At 61.4% G+C, this 23,170-nt stretch carries 19 protein-coding genes and 1 pseudogene; 11 read left to right on the forward strand and 9 right to left on the reverse strand.

Features of this window, described 5'->3' with window-relative positions; all coding sequences use genetic code 11:
• From uvrC to PFLQ2_RS11505, 4 genes are all read right to left on the reverse strand, one after another.
• Positions 1 to 1,824: an excinuclease ABC subunit UvrC gene (gene uvrC / locus PFLQ2_RS11520; protein ID WP_003182760.1), complete on the reverse strand. Its 1,824-nt coding sequence runs from the start codon at positions 1,822 to 1,824 to the stop codon at positions 1 to 3.
• 3 nt (positions 1,825 to 1,827) lie between these two features.
• Positions 1,828 to 2,469 (reverse strand): response regulator transcription factor GacA, encoded by a 642-nt coding sequence (gene gacA / locus PFLQ2_RS11515; RefSeq protein ID WP_003182764.1) that lies wholly within the window; start codon positions 2,467 to 2,469, stop codon positions 1,828 to 1,830.
• A gap of 126 nt (positions 2,470 to 2,595) precedes the next feature.
• Positions 2,596 to 3,030, reverse strand: a complete 435-nt coding sequence (locus tag PFLQ2_RS11510) for a GNAT family N-acetyltransferase (protein ID WP_003182766.1) — start codon at positions 3,028 to 3,030, stop codon at positions 2,596 to 2,598.
• A gap of 10 nt (positions 3,031 to 3,040) precedes the next feature.
• Positions 3,041 to 3,799, reverse strand: a complete 759-nt coding sequence (locus PFLQ2_RS11505; protein ID WP_003182768.1) for a carbon-nitrogen hydrolase family protein — start codon at positions 3,797 to 3,799, stop codon at positions 3,041 to 3,043.
• Positions 3,800 to 4,411: 612 nt separating this feature from the next.
• On the opposite strand from PFLQ2_RS11505, the gene PFLQ2_RS11500 reads away from it, so the two are divergent.
• Positions 4,412 to 5,482: a 3-deoxy-7-phosphoheptulonate synthase gene (locus PFLQ2_RS11500; RefSeq protein WP_003182771.1), complete on the forward strand. Its 1,071-nt coding sequence runs from the start codon at positions 4,412 to 4,414 to the stop codon at positions 5,480 to 5,482.
• Positions 5,483 to 5,517: 35 nt separating this feature from the next.
• On the opposite strand, the gene PFLQ2_RS11495 is transcribed toward PFLQ2_RS11500, so the two are convergent.
• Positions 5,518 to 6,579 carry a hypothetical protein gene (locus PFLQ2_RS11495; RefSeq protein WP_003182772.1) on the reverse strand — a complete coding sequence of 354 codons (1,062 nt, stop codon included), beginning with the start codon at positions 6,577 to 6,579 and terminating at the stop codon, positions 5,518 to 5,520.
• A 326-nt stretch (positions 6,580 to 6,905) separates the two neighbouring features.
• Between PFLQ2_RS11495 and PFLQ2_RS11490 the strand changes: the two genes are divergently transcribed.
• The 6 genes from PFLQ2_RS11490 (at position 6,906) to PFLQ2_RS11465 (ending at position 13,840) form a co-directional block, all read left to right on the forward strand.
• Positions 6,906 to 7,784, forward strand: a complete 879-nt coding sequence (locus PFLQ2_RS11490; protein ID WP_003182775.1) for an esterase/lipase family protein — start codon at positions 6,906 to 6,908, stop codon at positions 7,782 to 7,784.
• A 94-nt stretch (positions 7,785 to 7,878) separates the two neighbouring features.
• Positions 7,879 to 8,160: a peptidylprolyl isomerase gene (locus tag PFLQ2_RS11485; RefSeq protein WP_003182776.1), complete on the forward strand. Its 282-nt coding sequence runs from the start codon at positions 7,879 to 7,881 to the stop codon at positions 8,158 to 8,160.
• 129 nt (positions 8,161 to 8,289) lie between these two features.
• On the forward strand, positions 8,290 to 10,158 hold the full coding sequence (locus PFLQ2_RS11480) for an extracellular solute-binding protein (protein WP_003182778.1): 1,869 nt from the start codon (positions 8,290 to 8,292) through the stop codon (positions 10,156 to 10,158).
• Positions 10,158 to 11,216, forward strand: coding sequence for a microcin C ABC transporter permease YejB (locus PFLQ2_RS11475; RefSeq protein ID WP_003182779.1), 1,059 nt, complete (start codon positions 10,158 to 10,160; stop codon positions 11,214 to 11,216). The genes PFLQ2_RS11480 and PFLQ2_RS11475 overlap by 1 nt, the downstream gene beginning before the upstream one ends.
• Complete coding sequence (locus PFLQ2_RS11470) at positions 11,216 to 12,238, forward strand: ABC transporter permease (RefSeq protein ID WP_003182783.1); 1,023 nt, start codon at positions 11,216 to 11,218, stop codon at positions 12,236 to 12,238. Before PFLQ2_RS11475 ends, PFLQ2_RS11470 begins: the two co-directional genes overlap by 1 nt.
• A 27-nt stretch (positions 12,239 to 12,265) precedes the next feature.
• Complete coding sequence (locus PFLQ2_RS11465; RefSeq protein WP_003182785.1) at positions 12,266 to 13,840, forward strand: ABC transporter ATP-binding protein; 1,575 nt, start codon at positions 12,266 to 12,268, stop codon at positions 13,838 to 13,840.
• Positions 13,841 to 14,069: 229 nt separating this feature from the next.
• On the opposite strand, the gene PFLQ2_RS31015 is transcribed toward PFLQ2_RS11465, so the two are convergent.
• The 3 genes and pseudogenes from PFLQ2_RS31015 to PFLQ2_RS11455 all read right to left on the reverse strand — a co-directional run bounded on the left by PFLQ2_RS31015 (position 14,070) and on the right by PFLQ2_RS11455 (position 15,786).
• Positions 14,070 to 14,531 (reverse strand): methyl-accepting chemotaxis protein, encoded by a 462-nt coding sequence (locus tag PFLQ2_RS31015; protein WP_430452981.1) that lies wholly within the window; start codon positions 14,529 to 14,531, stop codon positions 14,070 to 14,072.
• 90 nt (positions 14,532 to 14,621) lie between these two features.
• A pseudogene (locus PFLQ2_RS31020) lies at positions 14,622 to 15,401 on the reverse strand (PAS domain-containing protein); the annotation flags it as partial.
• 169 nt (positions 15,402 to 15,570) lie between these two features.
• Entirely contained in the window at positions 15,571 to 15,786 is a 216-nt protein-coding gene (locus tag PFLQ2_RS11455; RefSeq protein ID WP_003182789.1) for a TIGR02450 family Trp-rich protein, read from the reverse strand.
• A 174-nt stretch (positions 15,787 to 15,960) separates the two neighbouring features.
• Between PFLQ2_RS11455 and PFLQ2_RS11450 the strand changes: the two genes are divergently transcribed.
• From PFLQ2_RS11450 to PFLQ2_RS11435, 4 genes are all read left to right on the forward strand, one after another.
• Entirely contained in the window at positions 15,961 to 17,376 is a 1,416-nt protein-coding gene (locus PFLQ2_RS11450; protein ID WP_003182791.1) for a sigma-54 interaction domain-containing protein, read from the forward strand.
• A gap of 302 nt (positions 17,377 to 17,678) precedes the next feature.
• Positions 17,679 to 19,070: a GntP family permease gene (locus tag PFLQ2_RS11445; protein ID WP_003182795.1), complete on the forward strand. Its 1,392-nt coding sequence runs from the start codon at positions 17,679 to 17,681 to the stop codon at positions 19,068 to 19,070.
• Between the two features lie 7 nt (positions 19,071 to 19,077).
• Positions 19,078 to 19,854, forward strand: a complete 777-nt coding sequence (locus PFLQ2_RS11440; RefSeq protein WP_003182797.1) for a 3-hydroxybutyrate dehydrogenase — start codon at positions 19,078 to 19,080, stop codon at positions 19,852 to 19,854.
• Between the two features lie 114 nt (positions 19,855 to 19,968).
• Positions 19,969 to 21,924 carry an acetoacetate--CoA ligase gene (locus PFLQ2_RS11435; protein ID WP_003182799.1) on the forward strand — a complete coding sequence of 652 codons (1,956 nt, stop codon included), beginning with the start codon at positions 19,969 to 19,971 and terminating at the stop codon, positions 21,922 to 21,924.
• Between the two features lie 118 nt (positions 21,925 to 22,042).
• Here PFLQ2_RS11435 and PFLQ2_RS11430 read toward each other — a convergent pair whose 3' ends face one another.
• A complete protein-coding gene (locus PFLQ2_RS11430) occupies positions 22,043 to 23,158 on the reverse strand; it encodes a PilT/PilU family type 4a pilus ATPase (RefSeq protein WP_003182801.1) in 1,116 nt (371 codons plus the stop codon).
• Positions 23,159 to 23,170: the final 12 nt, after the last annotated feature.

Consider the following 23,170-nt stretch of genomic DNA (forward strand, 5'->3'; position numbering starts at 1 on the left):
CTACTCGCTGTGCAGGTTTGCATAAATCGACTCAGCGAGCTTTTTACTGATACCGGGTGCTTTGGCTATCTCTTCGATGCTGGCACGAGACAGCTCCTGCAATCCACCAAAATGTTTGAGCAGGTCGCGACGGCGTGTCGGGCCGACCCCTGCCACTCCCTCCAGCGTAGACGTACGGCGGGTCTTGCCGCGCCGGGCGCGGTGCCCGGTGATGGCGAAACGGTGGGCTTCGTCGCGGATCTGCTGGATCAAGTGCAGCGCCGGCGAATCGCCCTTGAGGGTGAATTCATGGGCGGCGTCGTTCAGGTACAGGGTCTCGAAGCCAGCCTTGCGGGTTGCGCCCTTGGCCACGCCCAGCAGGATCAGGTCGGGCACCATCAGCTCGTTGAGCACATCACGGGCCATGGACAATTGGCCTTTACCACCGTCCACCAACAGGATGTCCGGCAGCTTGCCCTCCCCGTCCTTCAGCTTGCCGAAGCGCCGCATCAGCGCCTGGTGCATCGCCGCATAGTCGTCGCCTGGCGTCACGCCTTCGATGTTGTAGCGGCGATAATCGGACTTGATCGGGCCTTCTGGACCGAACACCACGCAGGAGGCTACAGTCGCCTCGCCGCTGGAATGGCTGATGTCGTAGCATTCCAGCCGTTGCGGCGGCTCGTCCAGGTTGAGGACGTCGGCCAGGGCATCGAACCGCGCCGCCACGTGCTGCCGATTGGCCAGGCGTGCGCCCAGGGCCTGTTCGGCGTTGGTCACGGCCAGTTGCTGCCAGCGCGCCCGGGTGCCGCGCACGCGGTGGCTGATGGACAATTCACGGCCGCGAAGCTTATCGATGGCTTCGATCAGCGCTGGGAAGTCTTCGTGCACCACGTTGACGATCAACTCGGCAGGCAGGTCGCGTTCCGGGCTGCTGATGTAGTACTGGCCGAGGAAAGCCGCCATGACCTCGGACACGTCTTCCTCGATACCTACCTGGGGGAAGAAGTTCTTGCTGCCCAACACACGACCGCCCCGCACACTGATCAGGTGCACACAGGCACCGCCCGGGTTAATGAACGCGGCGACCACGTCGACGTCGCCACTGCCGCCTTCCATGCTCTGCTGGTCCTGCACACGCCGCAGCAGCCCGATCTGGTCGCGCAGCTCGGCGGCCCGCTCGAACTCAAGGTTGACCGCCGCGTCTTCCATCGCCGCCGAAAGCTCGTCGGCCAAGGCGTTGCTGCGGCCTTCCAGGAACATCACCGAGTGACGCACGTCCTCGGCATAGACTTCAGGTTCGACAAACCCTACGCACGGCGCCTTGCAGCGCTTGATCTGGTATTGCAGGCAGGGTCGGGTGCGGTTCTTGTAATAGCTGTCTTCACACTGGCGAACGAAAAACGTCTTCTGCAGCAGGCTCAGGCTTTCACGAATCGCCCCGGCGCTGGGATAAGGCCCGAAGTAGCGGCCCTTGGCCTTCTTCGCGCCCCGATGAATGCTCAGGCGCGGAAAGGCCCCGTCGGACAGGAACACGTACGGATAGGATTTGTCATCGCGCAGCAGGATGTTGTACGGCGGACGCCATTCCTTGATCAGCGTCTGTTCGAGCAGCAGCGCTTCGGTTTCATTGGCGGTGATGGTGGTTTCGATCTGCGCGATGCGCCCCACCAGGGCAGCGGTCTTCGGTGCGAGGCCGGTCTTGCGAAAGTAGCTCGCCAGGCGTTTCTTGAGGTTCTTGGCCTTGCCGACATAGAGCAGGCGCGCATCGCTGTCGAACATGCGGTACACGCCTGGACGGCCGCTGCAAGTGGACAGGAACGCGCTTGGATCAAACAATTCAGTCATTTTTCAGGCGCTGGCATCGACCATGCCGTGGCGCACCGCCAACAGCGTCAACTCAACGTCGCTGCTGATCGAAAGCTTCTCGAAGATACGGTAACGGTAGGTGTTGACGGTTTTGGGCGAGAGGCACAGCTTGTCGGAGATGATTTGTACTTTCTGGCAGCCGACGATCATCAAGGCGATCTGGATTTCCCGCTCCGACAGCGCATCGAAGGGCGAGTCGTTGGTGGGCTGGAACGATTTGATTGCCAACTGCTGGGCAATTTGCGGGCTGATGTAGCGTTGCCCGGCGAAAACCAGACGAATGGCCTGGACCATTTCGTTCAAACCGGCCCCCTTGGTGAGGTAGCCCGCTGCGCCTGCCTGCAACAACCGGGTCGGAAAGGGATCTTCTTCACAGACGGTGACCGCGACGACCTTGATGTCCGGGTGACTGCGCAACAGTTTTCGCGTGGCCTCCAGGCCGCCGATGCCAGGCATCTTGACGTCCATCAGCACCACATCCGGCTTCAACTCACGCGCCTTGATCAGCGCCTCTTCCCCGGATTCAGCCTGCCCAACCACCTGCAGGCCATCGATATCAGCCAGCATTCGTGTAATGCCCGTACGGACTAGATCATGGTCATCGACCACTAACACCCTAATCAAGCAGACACCTCACGATTTGGTCTTATTTGGATTGCCCCACACCTTAGCAAAAACCATTCGCCAGACCTAGCGCAAAAGGGACGGATAACAGTTACAACACATCTTCTTCACCACGCGGCCAAGGCCTCAAGCACCAGCGTCTCGCTGCATCCTCAGGAAACACTCGTCCTCGCCCACAGCCCGCAGCCCCATGCGTTCGTACAGTGCCCTGGCCGGATTATTCTTGAAAACCGTCAGGCGCAGTGCCGGTCGACGCTCCTGCGCCACCAGGCGCCAAACCTGTCCGATCGCCCAGGTACCGGCGCCCTGCCCGCGAAACGCTTTATCGATCTGTAATTCCCGGATATATAAAGCGCGCGCGTCACGGCTGAGGCTGACAAAGCCCAGCACCTGGTCCCCACGGTAAATGATCCAGTTCTGGCGAATGATCCAGGCCAGATCGAACGCCTCGTCCTGCCATAGCAAATAGTGCTTGATGTAATAGGGAAGCATGTTGTCGCAGGTCAATTGACGGGCAAAGTCGATGTCCCCGGCAACAGCCTCACGCCAGTCAAAGCTCATGGGTACCTCGTCAAGGCCGCATAACCGGCACGACTTGCCCGGCCCACCCCTCGGCATCGCGACGGGCAATGACCAGGAGTTCACCCGCGCCTGTCGCGGCCGCGACCAGCGAACCGTCCGGGCCCCAGATCGCGCTGCGCCCGGCCGATTCCCAGCCTCCAGTGGCGCCACCATGGTTGGCCATCAGGACCGTCATGGCGTGCTGCCCGGCATAACCCTGCAACAAGGTAGTGTCAGGTGTATAGCCGCCTTCGGTAATCAGCACGCCTGCTGCATACAGCGTAGCGCCCTGCGCGGCCGCAGTCGCGGCATGACTGGGGTGAGAGAAATCGGCACACACTGCCAGCGAGATGTGTTCCTGCCCTATCTCCAGCATCGAGCCGCCGTGGCCTGGAGCGAACGCGACTTCTTCCCCAGGATGCAAATGTTGCTTGCTGTACACCCCAAGGGAGCCGTCGGCACCGAGGACCAGCGCGCCGATCAACACCGGCGCCTCTGCCGACAAGCGAATCGGCATGCCCACCACGGCAGTCAAGCCGAGCTCGCGCGCCAGGTCACGCAGCGGTTGCAAGACGGCGTCGTCCGGCAGGATGGCCAGGCCCGCCGCGAGGCCGCGTTCGTAACCGGTGAGCGACAGCTCGGGAAACACCAGCAGCTGCACGTCCTGTTCAGCGGCGGCCTGCATGAAATGCTGATGGCGCAGGAGATTGGCGTGAACGTCCCCCGCGATGGAAATCGACTGGGCGGCGGCAAAGGCTGGAACGGTCATGGTTATCCTTGAAGGGTCGCGCAAGCCTGAAGTTTGTCATAACGCCCACCGGACTCAAGCCAAAGCGGACAATTGCATGGAGCCGATAGCATTTTCTGATTGAAGCGGCGTACCGCCCTCTAGTAAGCTCAGGCTCATTCATCGGAGACACACCATGTTCAATGCCCTCTCACAGCTTCCTACCGCCAGCGTCCCGCGCTCGGTTGCGGCTGCGCGGGTGAACAACGTGCAAAGTCCGGTCAGTTTTTATTTTGGGTATTGGTTTAGCCACTGGCGCGCCTGATACCCAACCGGCGCCCACTTCAACGGGTCGCCTGCCAGAGTTTCCAAACCCCCGGTCGGCCTCCCGACCGGGGGTTTTGTTTTTTCCGGCCATACATTTTTGCAGCATCGACACCTTGAGGATTGAGCCATGAACTACGCCACTTATTACCGTTACGACAGTTTTTCCGCCTGGCGATTTACTAGCCACCGCTCGGGACAGCCTGCCGCCTCCGATCGGTCACCTACCGGTGGCAAGCCTCAATTGCGGGCCAATACGGCCAATTGTCGAACACCCCAATAGGACCTGCGCGCGGGAACCAACCCGCCCCTCGTCCAGGAAACCAGATCATGAATTCGTCCGTCTCCGCTTTGCCGCTGTCCACGCTCAACCCGGCCAATGAAGCCCTGACCCTGCGTCTGCCGAGCTCGTTGCAGCTCAAGCAACAACTGCCCCTCAGTACGGCTTTGAGCCAGCAGGTGCATGCCCATCGCCAGGCCATTCGCGCGATCCTCGACGGTGAGGACTCCCGCCTGTTGCTGATTATCGGCCCCTGCTCCATCCACGATCCTAAGTCCGCCCTCGAATACGCCACCAACCTGGCCCGCGTGGCCCATGAAGTCAGCGATAGCATGCTGCTGGTGATGCGCGCCTACGTCGAAAAACCGCGCACGACCGTGGGCTGGAAAGGCCTGGCCTACGATCCGCGCCTCGATGGCAGCGATGACATGGCCGCCGGCCTGACCCTGTCCCGAGAACTGATGCGCGAAATGCTGCAACTTGGCTTGCCCGTCGCCACCGAATTGCTGCAACCGATGGCCGCCAGTTACTTCGACGACCTGCTCAGCTGGGTTGCCATTGGTGCCCGCACCACCGAATCACAGATCCACCGGGAAATGGCCAGCGGCCTGGGCATGCCGGTGGGTTTCAAAAACGGCACCGATGGCGGGGTCGGCATTGCCTGCGACGCCATGCGCTCGGCGGCCCATCCCCATCGGCATTTCGGTGTCGACAGCCAGGGGCATCCCGCAATCATCCAGACCCCGGGCAATCGCGACACACATCTGGTTTTACGCGGCGGCCATCGCGGACCGAACTACGACCATCAGAGCGTCGCGCAGATCCACAGCGACCTGACCCGCCTGAGGATACCGGCGCGGATCATGGTCGATTGCAGCCACGCCAACAGCGGCAAAGACCCGCTGCGCCAGCCGCAGGTGTTCAATGACGTGCTGGAACAGCGCCTGCAAGGCAACCGCGCCCTCATCGGCATGATGCTGGAGAGTCATCTGTTCGAAGGCTGCCAGCCGCTGGGCCCGTCGATGCGCTACGGCGTATCGGTCACCGACGGTTGCCTGGGCTGGGAAGCCACCGAACAGCTGTTGCGCCAGGCCCATCGCAAACTGCAAGCGCCCGCCTGAGATCCCGCAAGCGCCCTCTTCCGGGAGGGCCTCGCTCAGCCCTGCACCATGGAGCGCACCTGGACCGTGACCTCGCCAGATCGCTGGCTGACGTCATCCAGGCGCTCGACCTGATAAAACAGCGTCACTGATCGGCCGCGCTGCTCCTGCCAATACGCCCCAGGCACGACAAAACTGAGCGCCTGCCCGGCCGTGGCCTCGGTGATTTCCCGTTCCTCGACATGGGCATAATTGCCATTGCATTGAAACCAGACCAGCTCGCCCGCCTCGGTCCCTGCATTTTCGATGATGACCGTCAGCCCACTCTGAAGCTCATCGACTTCCAGTACCCCATCCTCCAGCCCCAGGATCCGAGGCGCCTTCAGCGCAGGACGCACCAGCGCGCCTATGTTCAGCGATAAGGGCTCGGCACGGCGTACCGAATGTCCCTGCCGCACGACATAAACCAGGCTCAGTGCGTTGCCGACATGGGGCGCAATTTGCGAATGATCGATCCAGAACGACACCTCGCGGCCGACCGTGTGAGCCTCTATCTCCAGCACATCGCGCCAGAGTGCCTTGGCTTCCCGGCTGGCGATCAGGATCAGTCGGTCTCCCGTGGCCATTCTGAAATAGGGCCGGACGGTCAATGCCGTGCCTTCTGGCACGCGAGCCGGATCAAGGCTGCCACCCACCGCATCCTTGGCAATGGCAGCCAGCAACTGTGACGGCGCGTCGCCGATCTGCAGTTGCAGCGGCTGCGAAACCAGCGTGGCCGGCAGTTGTTTGCCGATGACTTGGTAGAAAACTTCCAGCGATCCGCCATCCAGTTCAGCGATATGTGGCTCGCGCACGACGAAAACGACATTCCGGCCAACCCGGCGCTCCGTCACGAACCGGCTTTCTTCATAACGGTAGGGTTGGGCAGCCGGATTGAGCCCGTGCCAACGCAGCAACACTTCATCCCCACACGCCATCAGCGGATAAGGCTTGATGGTGATGAGCACCTTCCTCCAGGCGGGGTTGATCACGCCGCCCTTGGCGGCAGGCAAATCAGGCGCAGGGAGCCTCGCTGGGGAGGTCTGCCGGGGGCGTTGGGCGGGTCGGTAAGGGTTCATGTACAGGCTCCAGTCCTTGGAATAAGGGCACCGTTCATATGACCGCGCCCGAGAACACCATTAAAACCCGACCGTCCCAAACCCACAGTCAGACAAGACAACGGCACCAGTGGTCCCTGGCGCTTGAATGCGTAGCTGCAAACCACAGGCGCTATCGGAAGTATCCAGTCACCCTTCGCTCCGTCCGACTTCTGATCGGATTCTTCCTGCTTTTTTTATTCCAATTTCAGTGAGTCACTGCGGTTTCTTCCTACACCGCCCAACGGAAGCCTGGATTAGAGTGAGGTCGCAATCTCAACGTGAACCTCTTCGAAAAAGGTACGAACATGCAACGGAATGCAACCACTCAATTTCCCATCCTGCTGGTCCCTGGGTTGTTCGGGCTTGAGACGATCGGCGGTTTCGAATGTTTCCATGGCATCCGGCAAGCGCTGCGCACCGCTGGCGCCCGGGTGTTCATTCCTTATCTATCGGCTACCCATTGCAATGAGGCCCTCGGCGAGCAATTGCTGGCTCAGATCGATCGGGTCCTCAATGGCACCGGCGCGACCAAGGTCAATCTGATCGGCCACAGCCAAGGAGCATTGGCCGCCCGCTACGCCGGTGCACACATACCCGGAAAAGTCGCCTCGGTGACCTCGGTCAGTGGTCCCAACCAGGGCTCCGAGCTGGCGGATTTCCTGCGCAAGGCCCTCGTTCCCGGACGATTGCCAGGGCCAGTAGCAAGCAAGGTCGCCACGCTTTTTGTCGACTTCATCGCGTTGCTCACCGGCCAGACGCAGCTCCCGACCTCCACGGTCGCGGCATTGGCGGCGCTGACCACCGAGGGCGTTGGCACGTTCAACGACAAATATCCCCAGGGCCTGCCGAAAAACTGGGGCGAGAGCGGCCCGGACAAGGTCAACGGCGTGCGCTACTACTCCTGGAGCGGCACCTTGCAAGACGCGCCCGGGGCAGCGGGCGACGTGACCGACCCGCTGCGTCTTTTCTGCCGCGCCTTTGCCGAGTACTTCATCACCGAAGCCGGGCAGAACGACGGCATGGTCGGACGCTTCAGCTCGCACTTGGGCAAGGTGATTCGCTCCGACTATCCAATGGACCACATGGACGCCATCCACCAGCCGGTGGGCAAAATACGAAAGGGAGCCGACCCGATAGCGCTTTATGTGCGCCATGCCGAACGCTTGCGCAAAGCCGGCCTTTGATCGCTGCCTCACGGATTTGACGCAATTTTGACAACAACCCGTCCATGAATCCGGTAGGCTCAACACCTTTGAAAATAGCGAAAGGAAATTTCCCATGGCCAAAGCCACTGCCCGTCACATCCTGGTTTCCACCGAAGACAAGTGCAACGAACTGAAGGCCCAGATCGAAGCCGGTGCCGATTTCGCCGAAATCGCCAAAGCCAACTCTTCGTGCCCATCCAGCCGTCAGGGCGGCGACCTGGGCTCGTTCGGTCCAGGCCAGATGGTCAAGGAGTTCGACACCGTGGTATTCAGCGCACCGATCAATGTGGTCCAGGGCCCGGTGAAGACCCAGTTCGGCTACCACCTGCTGGAAGTTACCAGCCGCCAGGACTGATCCCGGTTTATCGACATAACGGCCCGCCATTCGGTGGGCCGTTGTGTTTGGGTCACGTGAGGGGCTGGCGATCCACGCGCCGCTCGCGTACAAATCGTGATCATCGATCACCCGGCTTTAAGGCTGACAATGCGACTGGCGTTCCCTTCACTGCTATTCACTGCCGTGGCCCTGCTGGCAAGTGCCTTTGGCGCGAATGCAGCCCCGCAACATGCCCTGACCGTCTACGGTGAACCGGCCAAGTACACCGAAGGCTTCGGCCACTTCGCCTACGCCAACCCCCAGGCGCCCAAGGGCGGCACCATGCGCCGCTCGGCCATCGAGATCGGTCATTTCGACCATGTCCTGCCCTACATCGACAAAGGCATCGGCGTCAGCCAGATCGATGGAATGCTCTACTCACCGCTGGCCCAGCGCTCGCTGGATGAACCCTATACCGTCTACGGCCTGGTGGCCGAGAAAATGGAGCGCGCCGAGGATGGCCTGTCCCTGCGCTTCTACCTGAACCCCAAGGCCCGTTTCGCCGATGGCAAGCCCATCACCGCACAAGACGTGCGCTACAGCTTCGAGTTGCTGATGTCCCAGGGCAGCCTGCGCTATCGCACTCAGTTCGCGGCGGTCAAAGACGTCGAGGTGGAATCGGAGCGCACCGTTCGGTTCGACTTCAAGAACAACGAAAACCGCACCCTGCCCCTGGATATCGCCACCCTGCCGGTATTCCCCGAACATTGGTGGAAAACCCGCGACTTCGCCAACGGCGGCGGCTACGAGGCCCCATTGGGCAGTGGCCCGTACCGGGTGGGCAAGGTCGATTCCGGCCGCAGCATCACGTTCGAGCGCAACGCCGACTGGTGGGGCAAGGACCTGCCCGTCAGCCGTGGGCTCTACAACTTCGATCACTTCAGCATTGAATATTTTGGCGACACCGACGTGGCCCGCCAGGTGCTGCGCGGCGGCGCCTACGACTACAACCGCGAATTCTCCGCCACCGCCTATTCCATCGGTTACGACGGCCCGGCCCTGCACGACGGCCGCTTGCAAAAGGCTCACCTGGCCACCGAGGCGCCCCAAACCGCCCAGGGCTTCGTGTTCAACCTGCAGAAACCGCAATTCCAGGATCGCCGTGTACGCCAGGCCCTGGCCATGCTCTGGGATTTCGAGTGGAGCAACCGCCAGATGATGCGCAACCTCTATGTGCGTCAGCAGAGTTACTTCTCCAATACTGACCTGGCTGCCCGACAACTGCCTGATGCCGCCGAGTTGGCGATCCTCGAACCCTTGCGCGGGCAAATACCCGATGAAGTCTTCAGCCAGGTATTCGAAGCACCGAAAACCGACGGCAGCGGCGTGATCCGCGACAAGCAATTGCAAGCCCTGGCGCTGCTGGAACAGGCCGGCTGGAAACCCGACGGTGACCGCCTGGTGAATGCCGAGGGCGAACCGTTGAGCTTCAATTTCCTGGTCAGCCAGAACGGCATCGACCGCCTGCTGCTGCCCTACAAGCGCACCCTGGCACAGATCGGCATCGACATGAGCATCCGGCGGATCGACGCATCCCAGTACGTCAATCGCCTGATGAGCCGCGACTACGACATGATCATCACCGGCTACCCCGTCAGTACCTCGCCGGGCATGGAGCTCTACAATTATTTCGGCTCGGCCGCCGCCAACGATCCGGGCGCCAATAACTACATGGCCCTGAAGAACCCAGCTGTTGACGCGTTAATCGATGGGCTGGTCAAGGCCACGACCAAGGCCGACATGCTCCGCCACGCCCACGCCCTGGACCGCGTGCTGCAATGGAATTACTACTGGATCCCCAACTATTACCCGCCTGGCAGCTCGACCGTGTGGTGGAATCGCTTCGGCATTCCCAAGGTGCAGGCAAGCAATGAAGAAGCCATCGAGAGCTGGTGGGAAATCAGCACCACACCGCTGACCAACGAACAGATGACCGCCGAACGCATCAAGCGTGGCGCATCCGGAGGATCGCACTGATGTGGGCTTATATCGCGCGGCGCCTGCTGCTGATCATCCCGACGCTGGTGATCATCCTGCTGGTGAACTTCGTCATCGTCCAGGCCGCACCAGGCGGGCCGGTGGAACAGGCCATCGCCCATCTGCAAGGCATCGGCGGCGCCAGCGTCGGCAGTTCGGGCAATGCCATGACGGGCAATTCCCGCGCCAGCCGCGGCCTGGACCCGCAGCTGATCAAGGACATCGAAAAACAGTACGGCTTCGACAAGCCCGCCCATGAACGTCTGTGGCTGATGCTCAGCAGCTATGCCCGCCTGGACTTTGGCAAGAGCTTCTTCCGCGGCGCCACGGTCACTGACCTGATCCTGGAAAAAATGCCGGTGACCATTTCCCTCGGGCTCTGGGCGACGCTGCTCACGTATCTGGTGTCGATTCCCCTGGGCATCCGCAAGGCCGTACGCCACGGTTCCGCGTTCGACGTATGGAGCAGCACCGCGATCATCATCGGCTATGCCATGCCGGCGTTCCTCTTCGCAATGTTCCTGATCGTGGTATTCGCTGGCGGCACGTCGTTGAACTGGTTCCCGGTGCGCGGGCTGGTGTCGGAGAACTTCGAGTCGCTGTCGACCCTGGGCAAGGTCGTCGACTACTTCTGGCACCTGGTGCTGCCGGTCACGTCGCTGGTCATCGGCGGCTTCGCCACCCTGACGATCCTGACCAAGAATTCGTTCCTCAATGAAATCACCCGCCAATACGTGGTCACGGCGCGGGCCAAGGGCATGAGCGAGCGACGGGTGCTGTACGGCCACGTATTTCGCAATGCCATGCTGCTGGTGGTATCGGGCATTCCCCAGGCGTTCATTGGCGTGTTCTTTGCCGGCTCCCTGCTGATCGAGGTGATTTTTTCCCTCGATGGCCTGGGGCGCATGAGTTACGAGGCCGCCGTGTCCCGGGACTACCCGGTGGTGTTCGGCTCGCTGTTTATCTTCACGCTGTTCGGCCTGCTCATCAAACTCATCGGCGACCTCTGCTACACCTTGGTGGACCCGCGCATCGACTTCGCCGCGAGGAACGCCTGATGTTCAAGTTGTCTCCCTTGGGCCGCCGGCGTTTCGAGCGTTTCAAGAAAAATCGCCGGGGCTGGTGGTCGCTGTGGCTGTTCATCGGCCTGTTCATCCTGACCCTGGGCGGCGAACTGATCGCCAACGACAAGCCGTTGGTGGTGAGTTACCAAGGCTCGCTGTATTTCCCGGTGTTCAAGCGCTACACCGAGCAGGCGTTCGGCGGGCAGCTGCCGTTCCAGGCCGATTACCGCAGTGGCTACGTGCAGAACCTGATTCACAAGGACGGCGGCTGGCTGCTGTTTCCACCGATCCCGTTCAGTGACGACACGCCCAATTACGACCTCAACCAACCGGCGCCAAGCCCGCCCTCGTCGGTGAACTGGCTGGGCACCGATGACCAGGCCCGCGACGTGCTGGCCCGGGTGATATTCGGCGCCCGGGTGTCGATCCTGTTCGCCCTGGCCCTGACGGCCATCAGTGCGCTGATCGGCATCGCCGCCGGCGCCTTGCAAGGTTATTACGGGGGCTGGGTGGACTTGCTAGGACAACGTCTGCTGGAGGTTTGGTCCGGGCTGCCGGTGCTCTATCTGCTGATCATCTTGTCCGGCTTTGTCGAACCGAATTTCTGGTGGCTGCTGGGGATCATGGCGCTGTTTTCCTGGCTGGCCCTGGTGGACGTGGTCCGGGCCGAGTTTTTGCGCGGGCGTAACCTCGAATACGTGAAAGCCGCCCGGGCCCTTGGCCTGTCCGACCGCAAGGTGATCATGCGGCACATCCTGCCCAATGCGATGAACGCCACCCTCAGTTACCTGCCGTTCATTCTCACCGGAGCGATTTCCACCCTCACTGCCCTGGACTTCCTCGGCTTCGGCATGCCGGCCGGCAGTGCCTCGCTGGGTGAATTGATCGGCCAGGGCAAGCAGAACCTGCAAGCGCCGTGGCTGGGGCTGACGGCGTTCTTCACCCTGGCGCTGATTCTTTCACTGTTGGTGTTTATCGGCGAAGCGTTGCGAGACGCGTTCGATCCACGCTCTTAAAAACAGCCATGAAGCGGAAACCTTGAGATGAGCGACAACCTGATCGAAATCCGCGACCTGAGCGTGGCCTTCAACGACAACACCGTGGTGCGCAACCTGTGCCTGGACATCCGCCCCGGCGAATGCCTGGCGCTGGTGGGCGAGTCCGGCTCCGGCAAATCGGTGACCGCCCACTCGATCCTGCAATTGCTGCCCGAAACCGGAACCCGCACCACTGGCAGCATTCGCTATCGCGGCCAGGAGTTGGTGGGGGCCGAAGCCACGACCTTGCGAGAGCTGCGCGGCAATCGGATCGCGATGATCTTCCAGGAGCCGATGACCTCGCTGAATCCGCTGCACAGTGTTGAAAAGCAGATCGGCGAAACTTTGATGCTGCACAGAGGCCTGGGCGGGAAGGCGGCGCGCCTACGCATTCTGGAGTTGCTCGCCCTGGTCGGCATTCAGAAACCCGCCGAGCGGCTCAAGGCCTACCCCCACCAACTGTCGGGCGGCCAGCGGCAACGGGTGATGATCGCCATGGCCCTGGCCTGCGAGCCGGAACTGTTGATCGCCGACGAACCGACCACCGCGCTGGATGTGACCGTACAGCGCAAGATTCTGCTGCTGCTCAAATCCCTGCAAAAACGCCTTGGCATGTCGTTGCTGCTGATCAGTCACGATTTGAACCTGGTGCGCAGCATCGCCCAACGGGTCTGCGTGATGAAGTCCGGGGAAATCGTCGAGCAGGCGCCTTGCGAAACCCTCTTCAGCGCGCCGAAACATCCCTACAGTTGCGAGCTGCTGCACGCCGAACCGGAAGGCGAAGCCCTGCCCCGGGACGAACGGGAAGACGTGTTGCAGGTGCAGGACCTGCGGGTGAGTTTTGCCCTGGGCGGCGGGCTGTTCCGCCGCAAGGAATACCTGCGCGCGGTGGACGGCATCAGCCTGAGTATCCAGCGCGGCAAGACCCTGGGTATCGTTGGGGAGTCCGGCTCCGGCAAATCCACCCTCGGCCAGGCGATCCTGCGGTTGATCGAATCCGAAGGCAGCATCCGCTTCCAGAACGAGCCCCTCGACCAGCTCTCGCAAAAAGCCCTGCGCCCTTGGCGCAAGCAGATGCAGGTGGTGTTCCAGGACCCGTTCGGCAGCCTCAGCCCCCGGATGTCGGTGCAGCAGATCATCAGCGAAGGCCTTGAGGTTCATCAACCCTCCAGTCCCGCGCAATGTGAAGCCCGGGTGATCCAGGCTCTCCAGGAAGTCGGCCTCGACCCCCAGACCCGCCATCGCTACCCACACGAATTTTCCGGCGGACAGCGCCAACGCATCGCCATTGCCCGGGCGCTGGTGCTCAAGCCGGCGCTGATACTGCTGGACGAACCGACCTCGGCCCTGGACCGCACGGTGCAAAAGCAAGTGGTCGCCCTGCTCCGTCAGCTCCAGGCGAAGTACGACTTGACCTACCTGTTCATCAGCCATGACCTGGCGGTGGTCCGCGCCCTGGCCCACGACCTGATCGTGATCAAGGACGGCAAAGTGGTCGAGCAAGGCGCCAGCCATGAAGTCTTCAACTCGCCTCAGCACCCCTATACCAAAGAGCTGCTGGCGGCGGCGCTGCCCAGGTAAAAGCCCGCGTTAATCCTGATGCGGTTCATTGGAAAAGAATGACGGTCCTGTGGCGAGGGAGCTTGCTCCCGCTCGGCTGCGAAGCAGTCGTAACCGGCGGGTACGGGTGTGCCTGATGCTCCGCATTGGGCAGGTTTTGGGACCGCTTCGCGGCCCAGCGGGAGCAAGCTCCCTCGCCACGGGTTTGTCGATTGCCTTAAGTGAACAGCTTTACGCTTTTATCCAGTGTTTAGCTGCGGCGCTGATCCAGCGCCAAGGCAAATTCGCCGATTGCTTCCACCACCTGCTGCGCCCCTCGGTGAATGTCGAGGATGACCGTGCCCGCCTGGTTCGCCAGCGTCACGCCCTGCTCGGCCTTGAGCGTGCTGGACTGCATGCTGGTCACCGCTTGCCGGGCCAGGTCGCGGTTCTTGCCGACGACTTCGGTGATGGCCACCGTTGCCTGGCTCGTGCGCCATGCCAGGTTGCGAACTTCATCGGCGACCACGGCGAAACCGCGTCCCTGCTCCCCCGCTCGCGCCGCTTCGATGGCCGCATTGAGTGCAAGCAAGTTGGTCTGTTCGGCAATACCTCGGATGGCATCGACGATGCTGCCGATTTCCTCGGACTGGGCGCTCAAGGCGCTGATTCCCGTGGCCACTTGCTGGAGTTCGTCGGCGATGCTTTGCACGATGGTCACTGTCTGCTGCACAACCGCAGTGCCCAGCTGGGTGTGCTCATCCGTCTGCCGGGACGTCTCGAACGCCAACCGCGCCGCATTTGATTCAGTCTGGCGTTGCTCGACCTCACGGGTGTAATCGGTGGCGAACTTGACCACCCCATACAACCGGCCCTGAGCATCGTAGAGCGGGTTGTACGTCGCCTGCAGCCAGACCGTGGCGCCGTGTTTGTCGATACGCTGGAACAGACCGGTCATGTACTCGCCACGATTCAGTCCGGCCCAAAAATCTCGATATGCCCCGCTATCAACCTCGCTGGGCTTGCAGAACAGGCGATGATGCTGACCGCAAACTTCCTCCAGCCGATAGCCCATGACCTTGAGGAAATTGGCATTGGCCCGCACCACCTGGCCACTCAAGTCGAATTCGATAACCGCCATGGACCGGTCAATCGCTTGCCTGAAGCTGGATTCGGTCTGGCTGCGAAGGATGCGCTCGCTGACATCATGGGCCACTCCAATGATGCGCTGCAGGTTGCCATCCTGGTCGAGCACCGGCATGTAGCTGGCCTCCACCCACAGCCAGCGCCCATCGCGGGTCAGGTGCAAGAACTGCGCTTCGACTCGCTGCCCCTGCCCAACCTGCTGCCACAGCGCGGCGTATTCCCGGCTGCGTGCATAAGCGGGCTCACAGAACATCCGATGATGCTTGCCTTGAATCTCTCCGAACGCGTAGCCCGCCATGCTCAAGAACAGCGAATTGGCGCTGAGCACGTGCCCCGCCGGATCGAATTCAATGATCGCCATCGCTTGATGGAAAGCGGCCCGTTCGGCCTCTAGGGCGGCCTGCCTGGCCTGGATCGGGTGCAAGGTTTCCTGATGCTTGCGAGTGCGAATGAACATGGGTACCGCTCCGGAAACGTAAAGTGCCTGGCCGTAGGCATCGCACGACACGATGCCTTGTTCGCTTAAGAGGAGCCATTAAGCCACTATCTCTCGATAAATTGTACAACTTTAAATATTTGTACAATTAAATTGCGCAGCAAGGCCAGTCCGGTCATGCGCGCGGCGCTCAATGCCAGCCGATTTTCCAGCGCTTGTCATCCCGCAGCTCAGACCAGTCGAATAGCTCCACCCGCTGGCTGTGTACAGCCTGAAGCTCGACTTGAACAGGGACACCGGCCTCGTCACAGATCAGTTGGGTGACCAGGAAATGCTTTTCTCGATTGGCCGGCTGGCAGGCCGTCCATTTGGAAAGCTTCAGCTTACGGGGATTGAATGCGTTCACACGTTCTCCATACAGGGCAGGAAATCCGAACGCGATCATGTACATAAACCGTTATTTGTACAAGTTAACCGCGCAGATATCGGGACAGTTTCGATCCAGCGATTTCCCCCGGCATAATGCAGCTCTTGGCAATCCTTCACCCGAGGCTGCCGGCAAACCCCTTGGAAATGCCCGATGAACCCCACCGAAAGCCTCAAGGACTACAAGCGCGTACGCACGCTGGCGATCCGCTCCTTATTCGAGATCATCGAGCAATCCAGCGAGGGCACGGTGATTGTCGACCGCGATGCGAACATCGTCTGGATGAACGAGCGCTACGCCCGACGCTTCGGCCTGAATTCGGCACAGGAGGCGATTGGCCGGGCTTGCGAAAGCGTGATCCCCAGCAGTTTGTTGCGTGAAGTGGTGCGCACCGGGCGGCCGATCCTGCTGGACATGCAAGACACGCCCAAGGAACCGCTGGTGGTCATGCGCCTGCCGATCCATGACAGCGCCGGCGCGGTGATCGGCGCCATCGGCTTCGCCTTGTTCGATGAGTTGCGCAGCCTGTCGCCGATGCTCAAGCGCTACTTGAGCATGCAGGAAGAACTGGCCTCCACCCGTTCGCTGCTACGGGCGCGGCAGACCAAATACAACTTCGCCCATTTCATTGGCACGAGCAGCGCCGGACTCGAAGTCAAGCGTCGCGCCCGACGCAGCGCCAGCGCCGATTCACCGGTACTGCTGCTCGGCGAAACCGGCACTGGCAAGGAATTGCTGGCCCAGGCGATCCACAGTGCTTCGCCGCGAGCACACAAGGCGTTCGTCAGCATCAACAGCGCGGCGATTCCCGAATCCCTGCTGGAGGCCGAATTCTTCGGCACCGCCCCTGGCGCCTTTACCGGCGCCGACCGCAAGGGCCGCGCTGGCAAGCTGCAGATTGCCCAGGGCGGCACGCTGTTTCTGGATGAGATCGGCGACATGCCGTTGCCCCTGCAAAGCAAGTTGCTGCGGGTGCTCCAAGAAAAGGAATACGAACCGGTTGGCTCCAACGAGATGCTGCAAAGCGACGTGCGCGTGATCGCTGCCACATCCACCGATCTGGAAGCGGCCATCAAGCGCGGAGAGTTTCGCGCCGACCTGTATTACCGCCTGAATGTACTGCCAATCCAGGTTCCACCGCTGCGCGAACGCCTGGATGACCTGCCCGCCCTGAGCGAAGCGATCCTTGAAGAGCTGCGCAGCCAGCACGAACTGAACCACGACGCCCTCGCCTTGCTGGCCCAACACGCTTGGCCCGGCAACATCCGCGAACTGCGCAACGTGCTGGAACGGGCAGCGTTGCTCAGCGATGACTTGGTGCTCACTGCGGCCGATATCCGCGCGGCCATCGGCACCTTCACCCCAGTCACCCGCGACACAAGCCCGCACCTCGACGCCTTGCCCCACGAAACCTTCAGCCAGGCACGGGCGCGATTCGACCGGCAGCTGATCGAAACCACCCTCGCGCAATGCGGGGGCAAGGTGGTTGAAGCGGCTGAGCGATTGGGGTTGGGGCGGTCGACGCTGTACAAGAAAATGGTGGCGTTGGGGATTGCCGAGTCTCAATAGCGAGACGACGATCTCCAAACGTAGACAGATCATCTTGTAAGCGTTTTACGCTTATCGCGAGCGAGCTCGCTGCCACAGGAGGCGGTGTCTTCCTGGAATACCCCGTCCCCCTGTGGGAGCGAGCTCGCTCGCGATGAAGCCCGCATAGCCACGCAAATCTCAAATCAGAGACAAAACTCGAAATACACACCGCAATATTTACCAATCTCCTTATATTTCAAATAGTTACCAACCTGGCACAAAAATCGCTAGAGCCTCTCCCAAGCTTCATCACAACAATAACAATCCCCAGGAGACACACCATGAGTGTGATCATTGCCTTGGCAGCCCTCACGCTGCTGATGGTCGCCGCCTACCGTGGCTACAGCGTCATTCTTTTTGCCCCCATCGCCGCCCTCGGCGCCGTCCTGCTGACTGACCCTTCCGCCGTCGCCCCTGCGTTCACTGGGGTGTTCATGGACAAAATGGTCGGGTTCATCAAGCTCTACTTCCCGGTGTTCCTGCTCGGCGCGGTGTTTGGCAAGCTGATCGAGTTGTCGGGCTTCTCGCGCTCCATCGTCGCCGCGGCGATTCGTTTGCTGGGCACGCGCCAGGCCATGTTGGTGATCGTGCTGGTCTGCGCCTTGCTGACTTACGGCGGTGTGTCGCTGTTCGTCGTCGTGTTCGCGGTCTATCCATTTGCCGCCGAGATGTTCCGCCAGAGCAATATTCCCAAGCGCTTGATCCCGGCCACCATCGCCCTTGGCGCATTCTCGTTCACCATGGACGCCCTGCCCGGCACGCCGCAGATCCAGAACATCATCCCCAGCACCTTCTTCAACACCACCGCCTGGGCCGCGCCGTGGCTGGGTGTAATCGGCACGCTCTTTGTGTTCAGCCTCGGCATGCTGTTTTTGCAACGCCAGCGCAACAAGGCCCAGCGCCTGGGTGAAGGCTATGGCACGCAACTGCGCAACGAGCCGGAAACCGCCGAAGACATCAAGCTGCCCAACCCATGGATCGCTGTGTCGCCCTTACTGGCGGTGGGGATCATGAACCTGCTGTTCACCCAGTGGATCCCGCAGTGGTACGGTAAGACCCATAGCCTCGCGCTGCCAGGCATGGCCGCACCGGTGACCAGCGATATCGCCAAGCTCACTGCGATCTGGGCCGTGCAGGCGGCGCTGCTGGTGGGGATCATCATGGTGTTGCTGTTTGGCTTTCGCGCCATTCGCAGCAAGCTGGCCGAAGGCAGCAAGAGCGCGGTGGGCGGTGCCTTGCTGGCGGCGATGAACACCGCTTCTGAATACGGTTTCGGTGCGGTGATCGCCTCGCTGCCGGGCTTCCTGGTCTTGGCCGATTGGCTCAAGAGCATCCCCAACCCGCTGGTCAACGAAGCGGTGACCGTGACGCTGCTGGCGGGCATTACCGGCTCTGCGTCGGGCGGCATGAGCATCGCCCTGGCGGCGATGTCCGAGAGCTTCATCAGCGCCGCCCACGCCGCCAACATTCCCTTGGAAGTGCTGCACCGGGTTGCGGCCATGGCCAGCGGCGGCATGGACACCCTGCCCCACAACGGCGCGGTGATTACCCTGCTGGCAGTGACCGGGCTAACCCACCGTGAAGCCTACAAAGACATCTTCTGTATTACGCTGATCAAGACCCTGGCGGTCTTCGTCGTGATCAGCGTGTTTTACGCCACTGGCATCGTGTGAGGTTCCCATGACAACCCTTCTTTCGGGCAAGACTGCCCTGGTCACCGGCTCCACCAGTGGCATCGGCCTGGGCATCGCCCTGAGCCTGGCCAAGGCCGGTGCCAACCTGATCCTCAATGGTTTCGGCGATGCCTCGGCGGTGATCGCCGAAGTGAAGCAGTTCGGTGGCAAGGTCGGCCATCATCCAGCCGATGTCAGCGACCCGGCGCAGATCGCCGACATGCTCGCCTACGCCGAGCGTGAGTTCGGCGGCGTGGACATCCTGGTGAACAACGCCGGGATCCAGCACGTGGCTGCCGTGGAAGACTTTCCGGTAGAGCGCTGGGATTCGATCATCGCCATCAACCTGTCCTCGGTGTTCCACGCCACCCGCCTGAGCCTTCCCGGCATGCGCGCCAAGGGCTGGGGACGGATCGTCAACGTCGCCTCGGTGCATGGCCAGGTCGGCTCAGTCGGCAAGGCGGCGTATGTCGCGGCCAAGCATGGGGTGATCGGCCTGACCAAGGTGGTCGGCCTGGAAACCGCCACTACCAACGTCACTTGCAACGCCATCTGCCCCGGTTGGGTGTTGACACCGTTGGTGCAAAAGCAGATCGATGATCGCATCGCCGCAGGGGTCGATCCGCAACAGGCCCAGCACGACCTGCTGGCCGAAAAGCAGCCGTCCCTGGAGTTCGTCACCCCGCCGCAGTTGGGCGAGCTGGTCTTGTTCCTGTGCAGCGAAGCCGGCAGCCAGGTACGCGGCGCGGCGTGGAATATTGACGGTGGGTGGTTGGCTCAGTAACACCACCACCCTCTGGCGAACATGCTGTTTGTGGCGAGGGAGCTTGCTCCCTCGCCACATAAAGCACCTTGTGCTGCAATGCTCGTAAGCCCATAAAAACACAAGAGGCACCCCATGTCCGACATCCTCTGGCAACCCAGCCCCGAACGCATCGCCCAGTCGCGCATGAACGCCTTTGGCCAGTTCGTCAACGCGCGGCACTCTCTGCGACTGAGCGATTATCCGGCCCTGCACGCCTGGAGCATCGAGCAGCGCGAAGCGTTCTGGCAGGCCATCGTCGATTACTTCGACATCCGTTTTCACCAGGCGCCTACCCAGGTTCTGCTGGAAGACCCACAGATGCCCAGCGCCCGGTGGTTCCCGGGGGCGACGCTGAACTTCGCCGAACATTTGCTGCGGCGTCGCGACGAAGCGGTGGCCGTGGTCGCCCTCGCCGAGAACGGCGACCAGGAACAACTGACCTGGGCCGAACTCGCCGCCCATGTCGCCGGCCTGCAAAGAAGCCTGAAAGCCACTGGCGTGACCCAGGGCGATCGAGTCGCTGCCTGCATGCCCAACACCTGGCAGACCCTGGTGGGCATGCTTGCCACCACCAGCCTCGGGGCGATCTGGTCCTGTTCTTCGCCGGATTTCGGCACTCAGGGCGTGATCGATCGCTTCGGCCAGATCGAGCCCAAAGTCCTCATCACCTGCGCCGGGTATCGTTACGCCGGCAAGGTCATTGACCAACGGCCCAAGGTCAATGAAATCCTCGAACGGCTGCCGTCGCTGCAACAACTGATCGTGTTGCCATATGCAAAACCCGACGCCAGCGTCGACGATTTCAAGACGTCAGCCAATGTCGCGCTATGGGACGGGTTTTATCAAAGTGGTGGCGAGCCGGAATTCACCAGCGTTCCTTTTGCCCATCCGCTGTACATCCTGTATTCCAGCGGTACGACCGGCGTGCCGAAATGCATCATCCACGGCACCGGTGGCGTACTGCTGCAGCACGTCAAGGAACATGGCCTGCATGTCGACCTCGGTCCCGAGGACCGGCTGTTCTATTACACGACCTGCGGCTGGATGATGTGGAACTGGCTGGTGTCGGCCCTCGCCGTGGGCAGCGCCGTGGTGCTTTACGACGGCTCGCCGTTCCACCCGGGGCCCGAGCGCCTGCTGGACGTGATCGATCAGCAACGCATCAGTGTGTTCGGCACCAGCCCCAAGTTCCTCGCTGCCTTGGAAAGCGAGGGCCTGAAGCCCCGGCAGACACACCGCCTGGACAGTCTGAAAACCATTCTGTCCACCGGTTCGGCATTGGCGCCCCATAGCTACGATTACGTCTACCGCGACATCAAGCCCGACGTTTGTCTGGCCTCGATGTCCGGCGGCACCGACATCGTCTCGTGCTTCGTCAATGGCAACCCGTTGTCGCCGGTACGCCGGGGCGAGATGCAGGGCAAGAGCCTGGGCATGGCGGTGCAGGTGTGGAACGAGGCCGGCCAAGCGGTGATGGGTGAAAAAGGCGAGCTGGTGTGCACCCGGCACTTCCCGGCCATGCCCATTGGCTTGTGGAACGACCCTGGGCAGGAAAAACTTCGCGCGTCCTATTTCAGTCAATTTCCCGGTGTTTGGGCCCAAGGCGATTACGCCGAAGAATTGCCCCACGGCGGCCTGCTGATCCACGGACGCTCCGACGCCGTGCTCAACCCCGGTGGCGTGCGCATCGGCACGGCGGAAATTTATCGACAGGTGGAAAAGGTCGAGCAGGTGCTGGACAGCGTCGCCATCGGCCAGCAATGGCAAGGCGATGTGCGGGTGGTGCTGTTCGTACGCCTGCGCGAGGGCGTGGCATTGGATGAAGCCTTGGCGCAGCAGATTCGCCAGGTCATCCGCGCCAACACCACGCCACGGCATGTGCCGGCGAAAATCCTGGCGGTCAGCGATATTCCACGGACCATCAGCGGCAAGGTAGTAGAACTGGCGGTGCGTAACGTGGTGCATGGCGAAGTGGTGAAAAACACCGATGCATTGGCCAATCCCGAGGCGCTGGAACAGTTTCGGGATCGGGTGGAGCTTGCGAGCTGACCGTTAGCGCTTTGTTGGCCTTGACTGCCTCTTCGCGAGCAAGCCCGCTCCCACAGTGGTCCGCTGTGGGAGCGGGCTAGCTCGCGAAGAACGATAACGCGGTATTTCTATCAAGCAATCAGTCCACCAACCCCCACTCACCCGCCGCCGGGTCGGGTGGAGGTACCGCACCCGACTCGGCATGCAGCTTCAAACGCAAGCGCAGGTTGTTCGCCGAGTCAGCATTCTTCAGTGCCTCTTCTTCATCGATGGCCCCTTCCAGCACCAGGTTGAACAAGGCGTGGTCGAAGGTCTGCATCCCCAGTTCCTCTGATTTCTCCATGATGCCCTTGAGCTCGCCGAATTCGTTGCGTCGGATCAAATCGGCCACCGTGGGCGAACCCAGCATGACCTCCACGGCCGCCCGGCGCTGGCCGTTGCGGGTACGCACCAGGCGCTGGGAGACGAAAGCCTTGAGGTTGTTGCCCAGGTCGTTGAGCAGTTGCGGCCGGCGCTCCTCGGGAAAGAAATTGATTACCCGGTCCAGGGCCTGGTTGGCGTTATGGGCATGCAGCGTGGAAATCACCAGATGCCCGGTGTCGGCGAAGGCCAGGGCGTGTTCCATGGTTTCGCGATCGCGAATTTCGCCGATCAGCACCACGTCCGGCGCCTGGCGCAAAGTGTTCTTCAGGGCGGCATGGAAGCTGCGGGTGTCGACACCGACTTCCCGCTGGTTGATGATCGATTTCTTGTGCCGGTGGATATACTCCACAGGGTCTTCAATGGTGATGATATGGCCGCTGCTGTTGCGATTGCGGTAGTCGATCAATGCCGCCAGGGACGTGGACTTGCCAGACCCCGTCGCACCGACGAACAGTATCAAGCCCTGCTTCTGCATGACGGTGTCGAGCAATACCTTGGGCAGCTTGAGGTCCTCGAAACGCGGGATGTCCAGCTTGACGTTGCGTATCACCATGGACACGTCATTGCGCTGCTTGAAGATATTGACCCGGAACCTTCCGACACCCGCCAGGGAAATGGCCAGGTTCATTTCCAGCTCCCGATCGAACTCAAGGCGCTGTTCGGCGTCCATCAAAGACTCGGCGAGCCTGGCAATGTCGCCGACCTTGAAGGCCTGGTTACCCAAGGGCTTGAGCACCCCCTCGAAACGCGCACACGGTGGCGCGCCGGTGGACAGATAAAGGTCGGAGCCATCCTGGCTCGCCAGGGTGCGCAACAAAGGATCGATTTCCATGGACTGAAACTT

Source organism: Pseudomonas fluorescens Q2-87, assembly GCF_000281895.1.
GTDB lineage: Bacteria > Pseudomonadota > Gammaproteobacteria > Pseudomonadales > Pseudomonadaceae > Aquipseudomonas > Aquipseudomonas fluorescens_S.

What these genes read in the sequence shown, in the direction of transcription:
- PFLQ2_RS11500 (WP_003182771.1), top strand. Translation starts at nt 4,412, where the DNA reads ATGAATTCGTCCGTCTCCGCTTTGCCGCTGTCCACGCTCAACCCGGCC.
- PFLQ2_RS11485 (WP_003182776.1), top strand. Translation starts at nt 7,879, where the DNA reads ATGGCCAAAGCCACTGCCCGTCACATCCTGGTTTCCACCGAAGACAAG.
- PFLQ2_RS11470 (WP_003182783.1), top strand. Translation starts at nt 11,216, where the DNA reads ATGTTCAAGTTGTCTCCCTTGGGCCGCCGGCGTTTCGAGCGTTTCAAG.
- PFLQ2_RS11440 (WP_003182797.1), top strand. Translation starts at nt 19,078, where the DNA reads ATGACAACCCTTCTTTCGGGCAAGACTGCCCTGGTCACCGGCTCCACC.
- PFLQ2_RS11490 (WP_003182775.1), top strand. Translation starts at nt 6,906, where the DNA reads ATGCAACGGAATGCAACCACTCAATTTCCCATCCTGCTGGTCCCTGGG.
- PFLQ2_RS11510 (WP_003182766.1), bottom strand. Translation starts at nt 3,030, where the DNA reads ATGAGCTTTGACTGGCGTGAGGCTGTTGCCGGGGACATCGACTTTGCC.
- uvrC (WP_003182760.1), bottom strand. Translation starts at nt 1,824, where the DNA reads ATGACTGAATTGTTTGATCCAAGCGCGTTCCTGTCCACTTGCAGCGGC.
- PFLQ2_RS11495 (WP_003182772.1), bottom strand. Translation starts at nt 6,579, where the DNA reads ATGAACCCTTACCGACCCGCCCAACGCCCCCGGCAGACCTCCCCAGCG.
- PFLQ2_RS11480 (WP_003182778.1), top strand. Translation starts at nt 8,290, where the DNA reads ATGCGACTGGCGTTCCCTTCACTGCTATTCACTGCCGTGGCCCTGCTG.
- PFLQ2_RS11450 (WP_003182791.1), top strand. Translation starts at nt 15,961, where the DNA reads ATGAACCCCACCGAAAGCCTCAAGGACTACAAGCGCGTACGCACGCTG.
- PFLQ2_RS11445 (WP_003182795.1), top strand. Translation starts at nt 17,679, where the DNA reads ATGAGTGTGATCATTGCCTTGGCAGCCCTCACGCTGCTGATGGTCGCC.
- PFLQ2_RS11465 (WP_003182785.1), top strand. Translation starts at nt 12,266, where the DNA reads ATGAGCGACAACCTGATCGAAATCCGCGACCTGAGCGTGGCCTTCAAC.
- PFLQ2_RS11430 (WP_003182801.1), bottom strand. Translation starts at nt 23,158, where the DNA reads ATGGAAATCGATCCTTTGTTGCGCACCCTGGCGAGCCAGGATGGCTCC.
- PFLQ2_RS11435 (WP_003182799.1), top strand. Translation starts at nt 19,969, where the DNA reads ATGTCCGACATCCTCTGGCAACCCAGCCCCGAACGCATCGCCCAGTCG.
- PFLQ2_RS11505 (WP_003182768.1), bottom strand. Translation starts at nt 3,799, where the DNA reads ATGACCGTTCCAGCCTTTGCCGCCGCCCAGTCGATTTCCATCGCGGGG.
- PFLQ2_RS11475 (WP_003182779.1), top strand. Translation starts at nt 10,158, where the DNA reads ATGTGGGCTTATATCGCGCGGCGCCTGCTGCTGATCATCCCGACGCTG.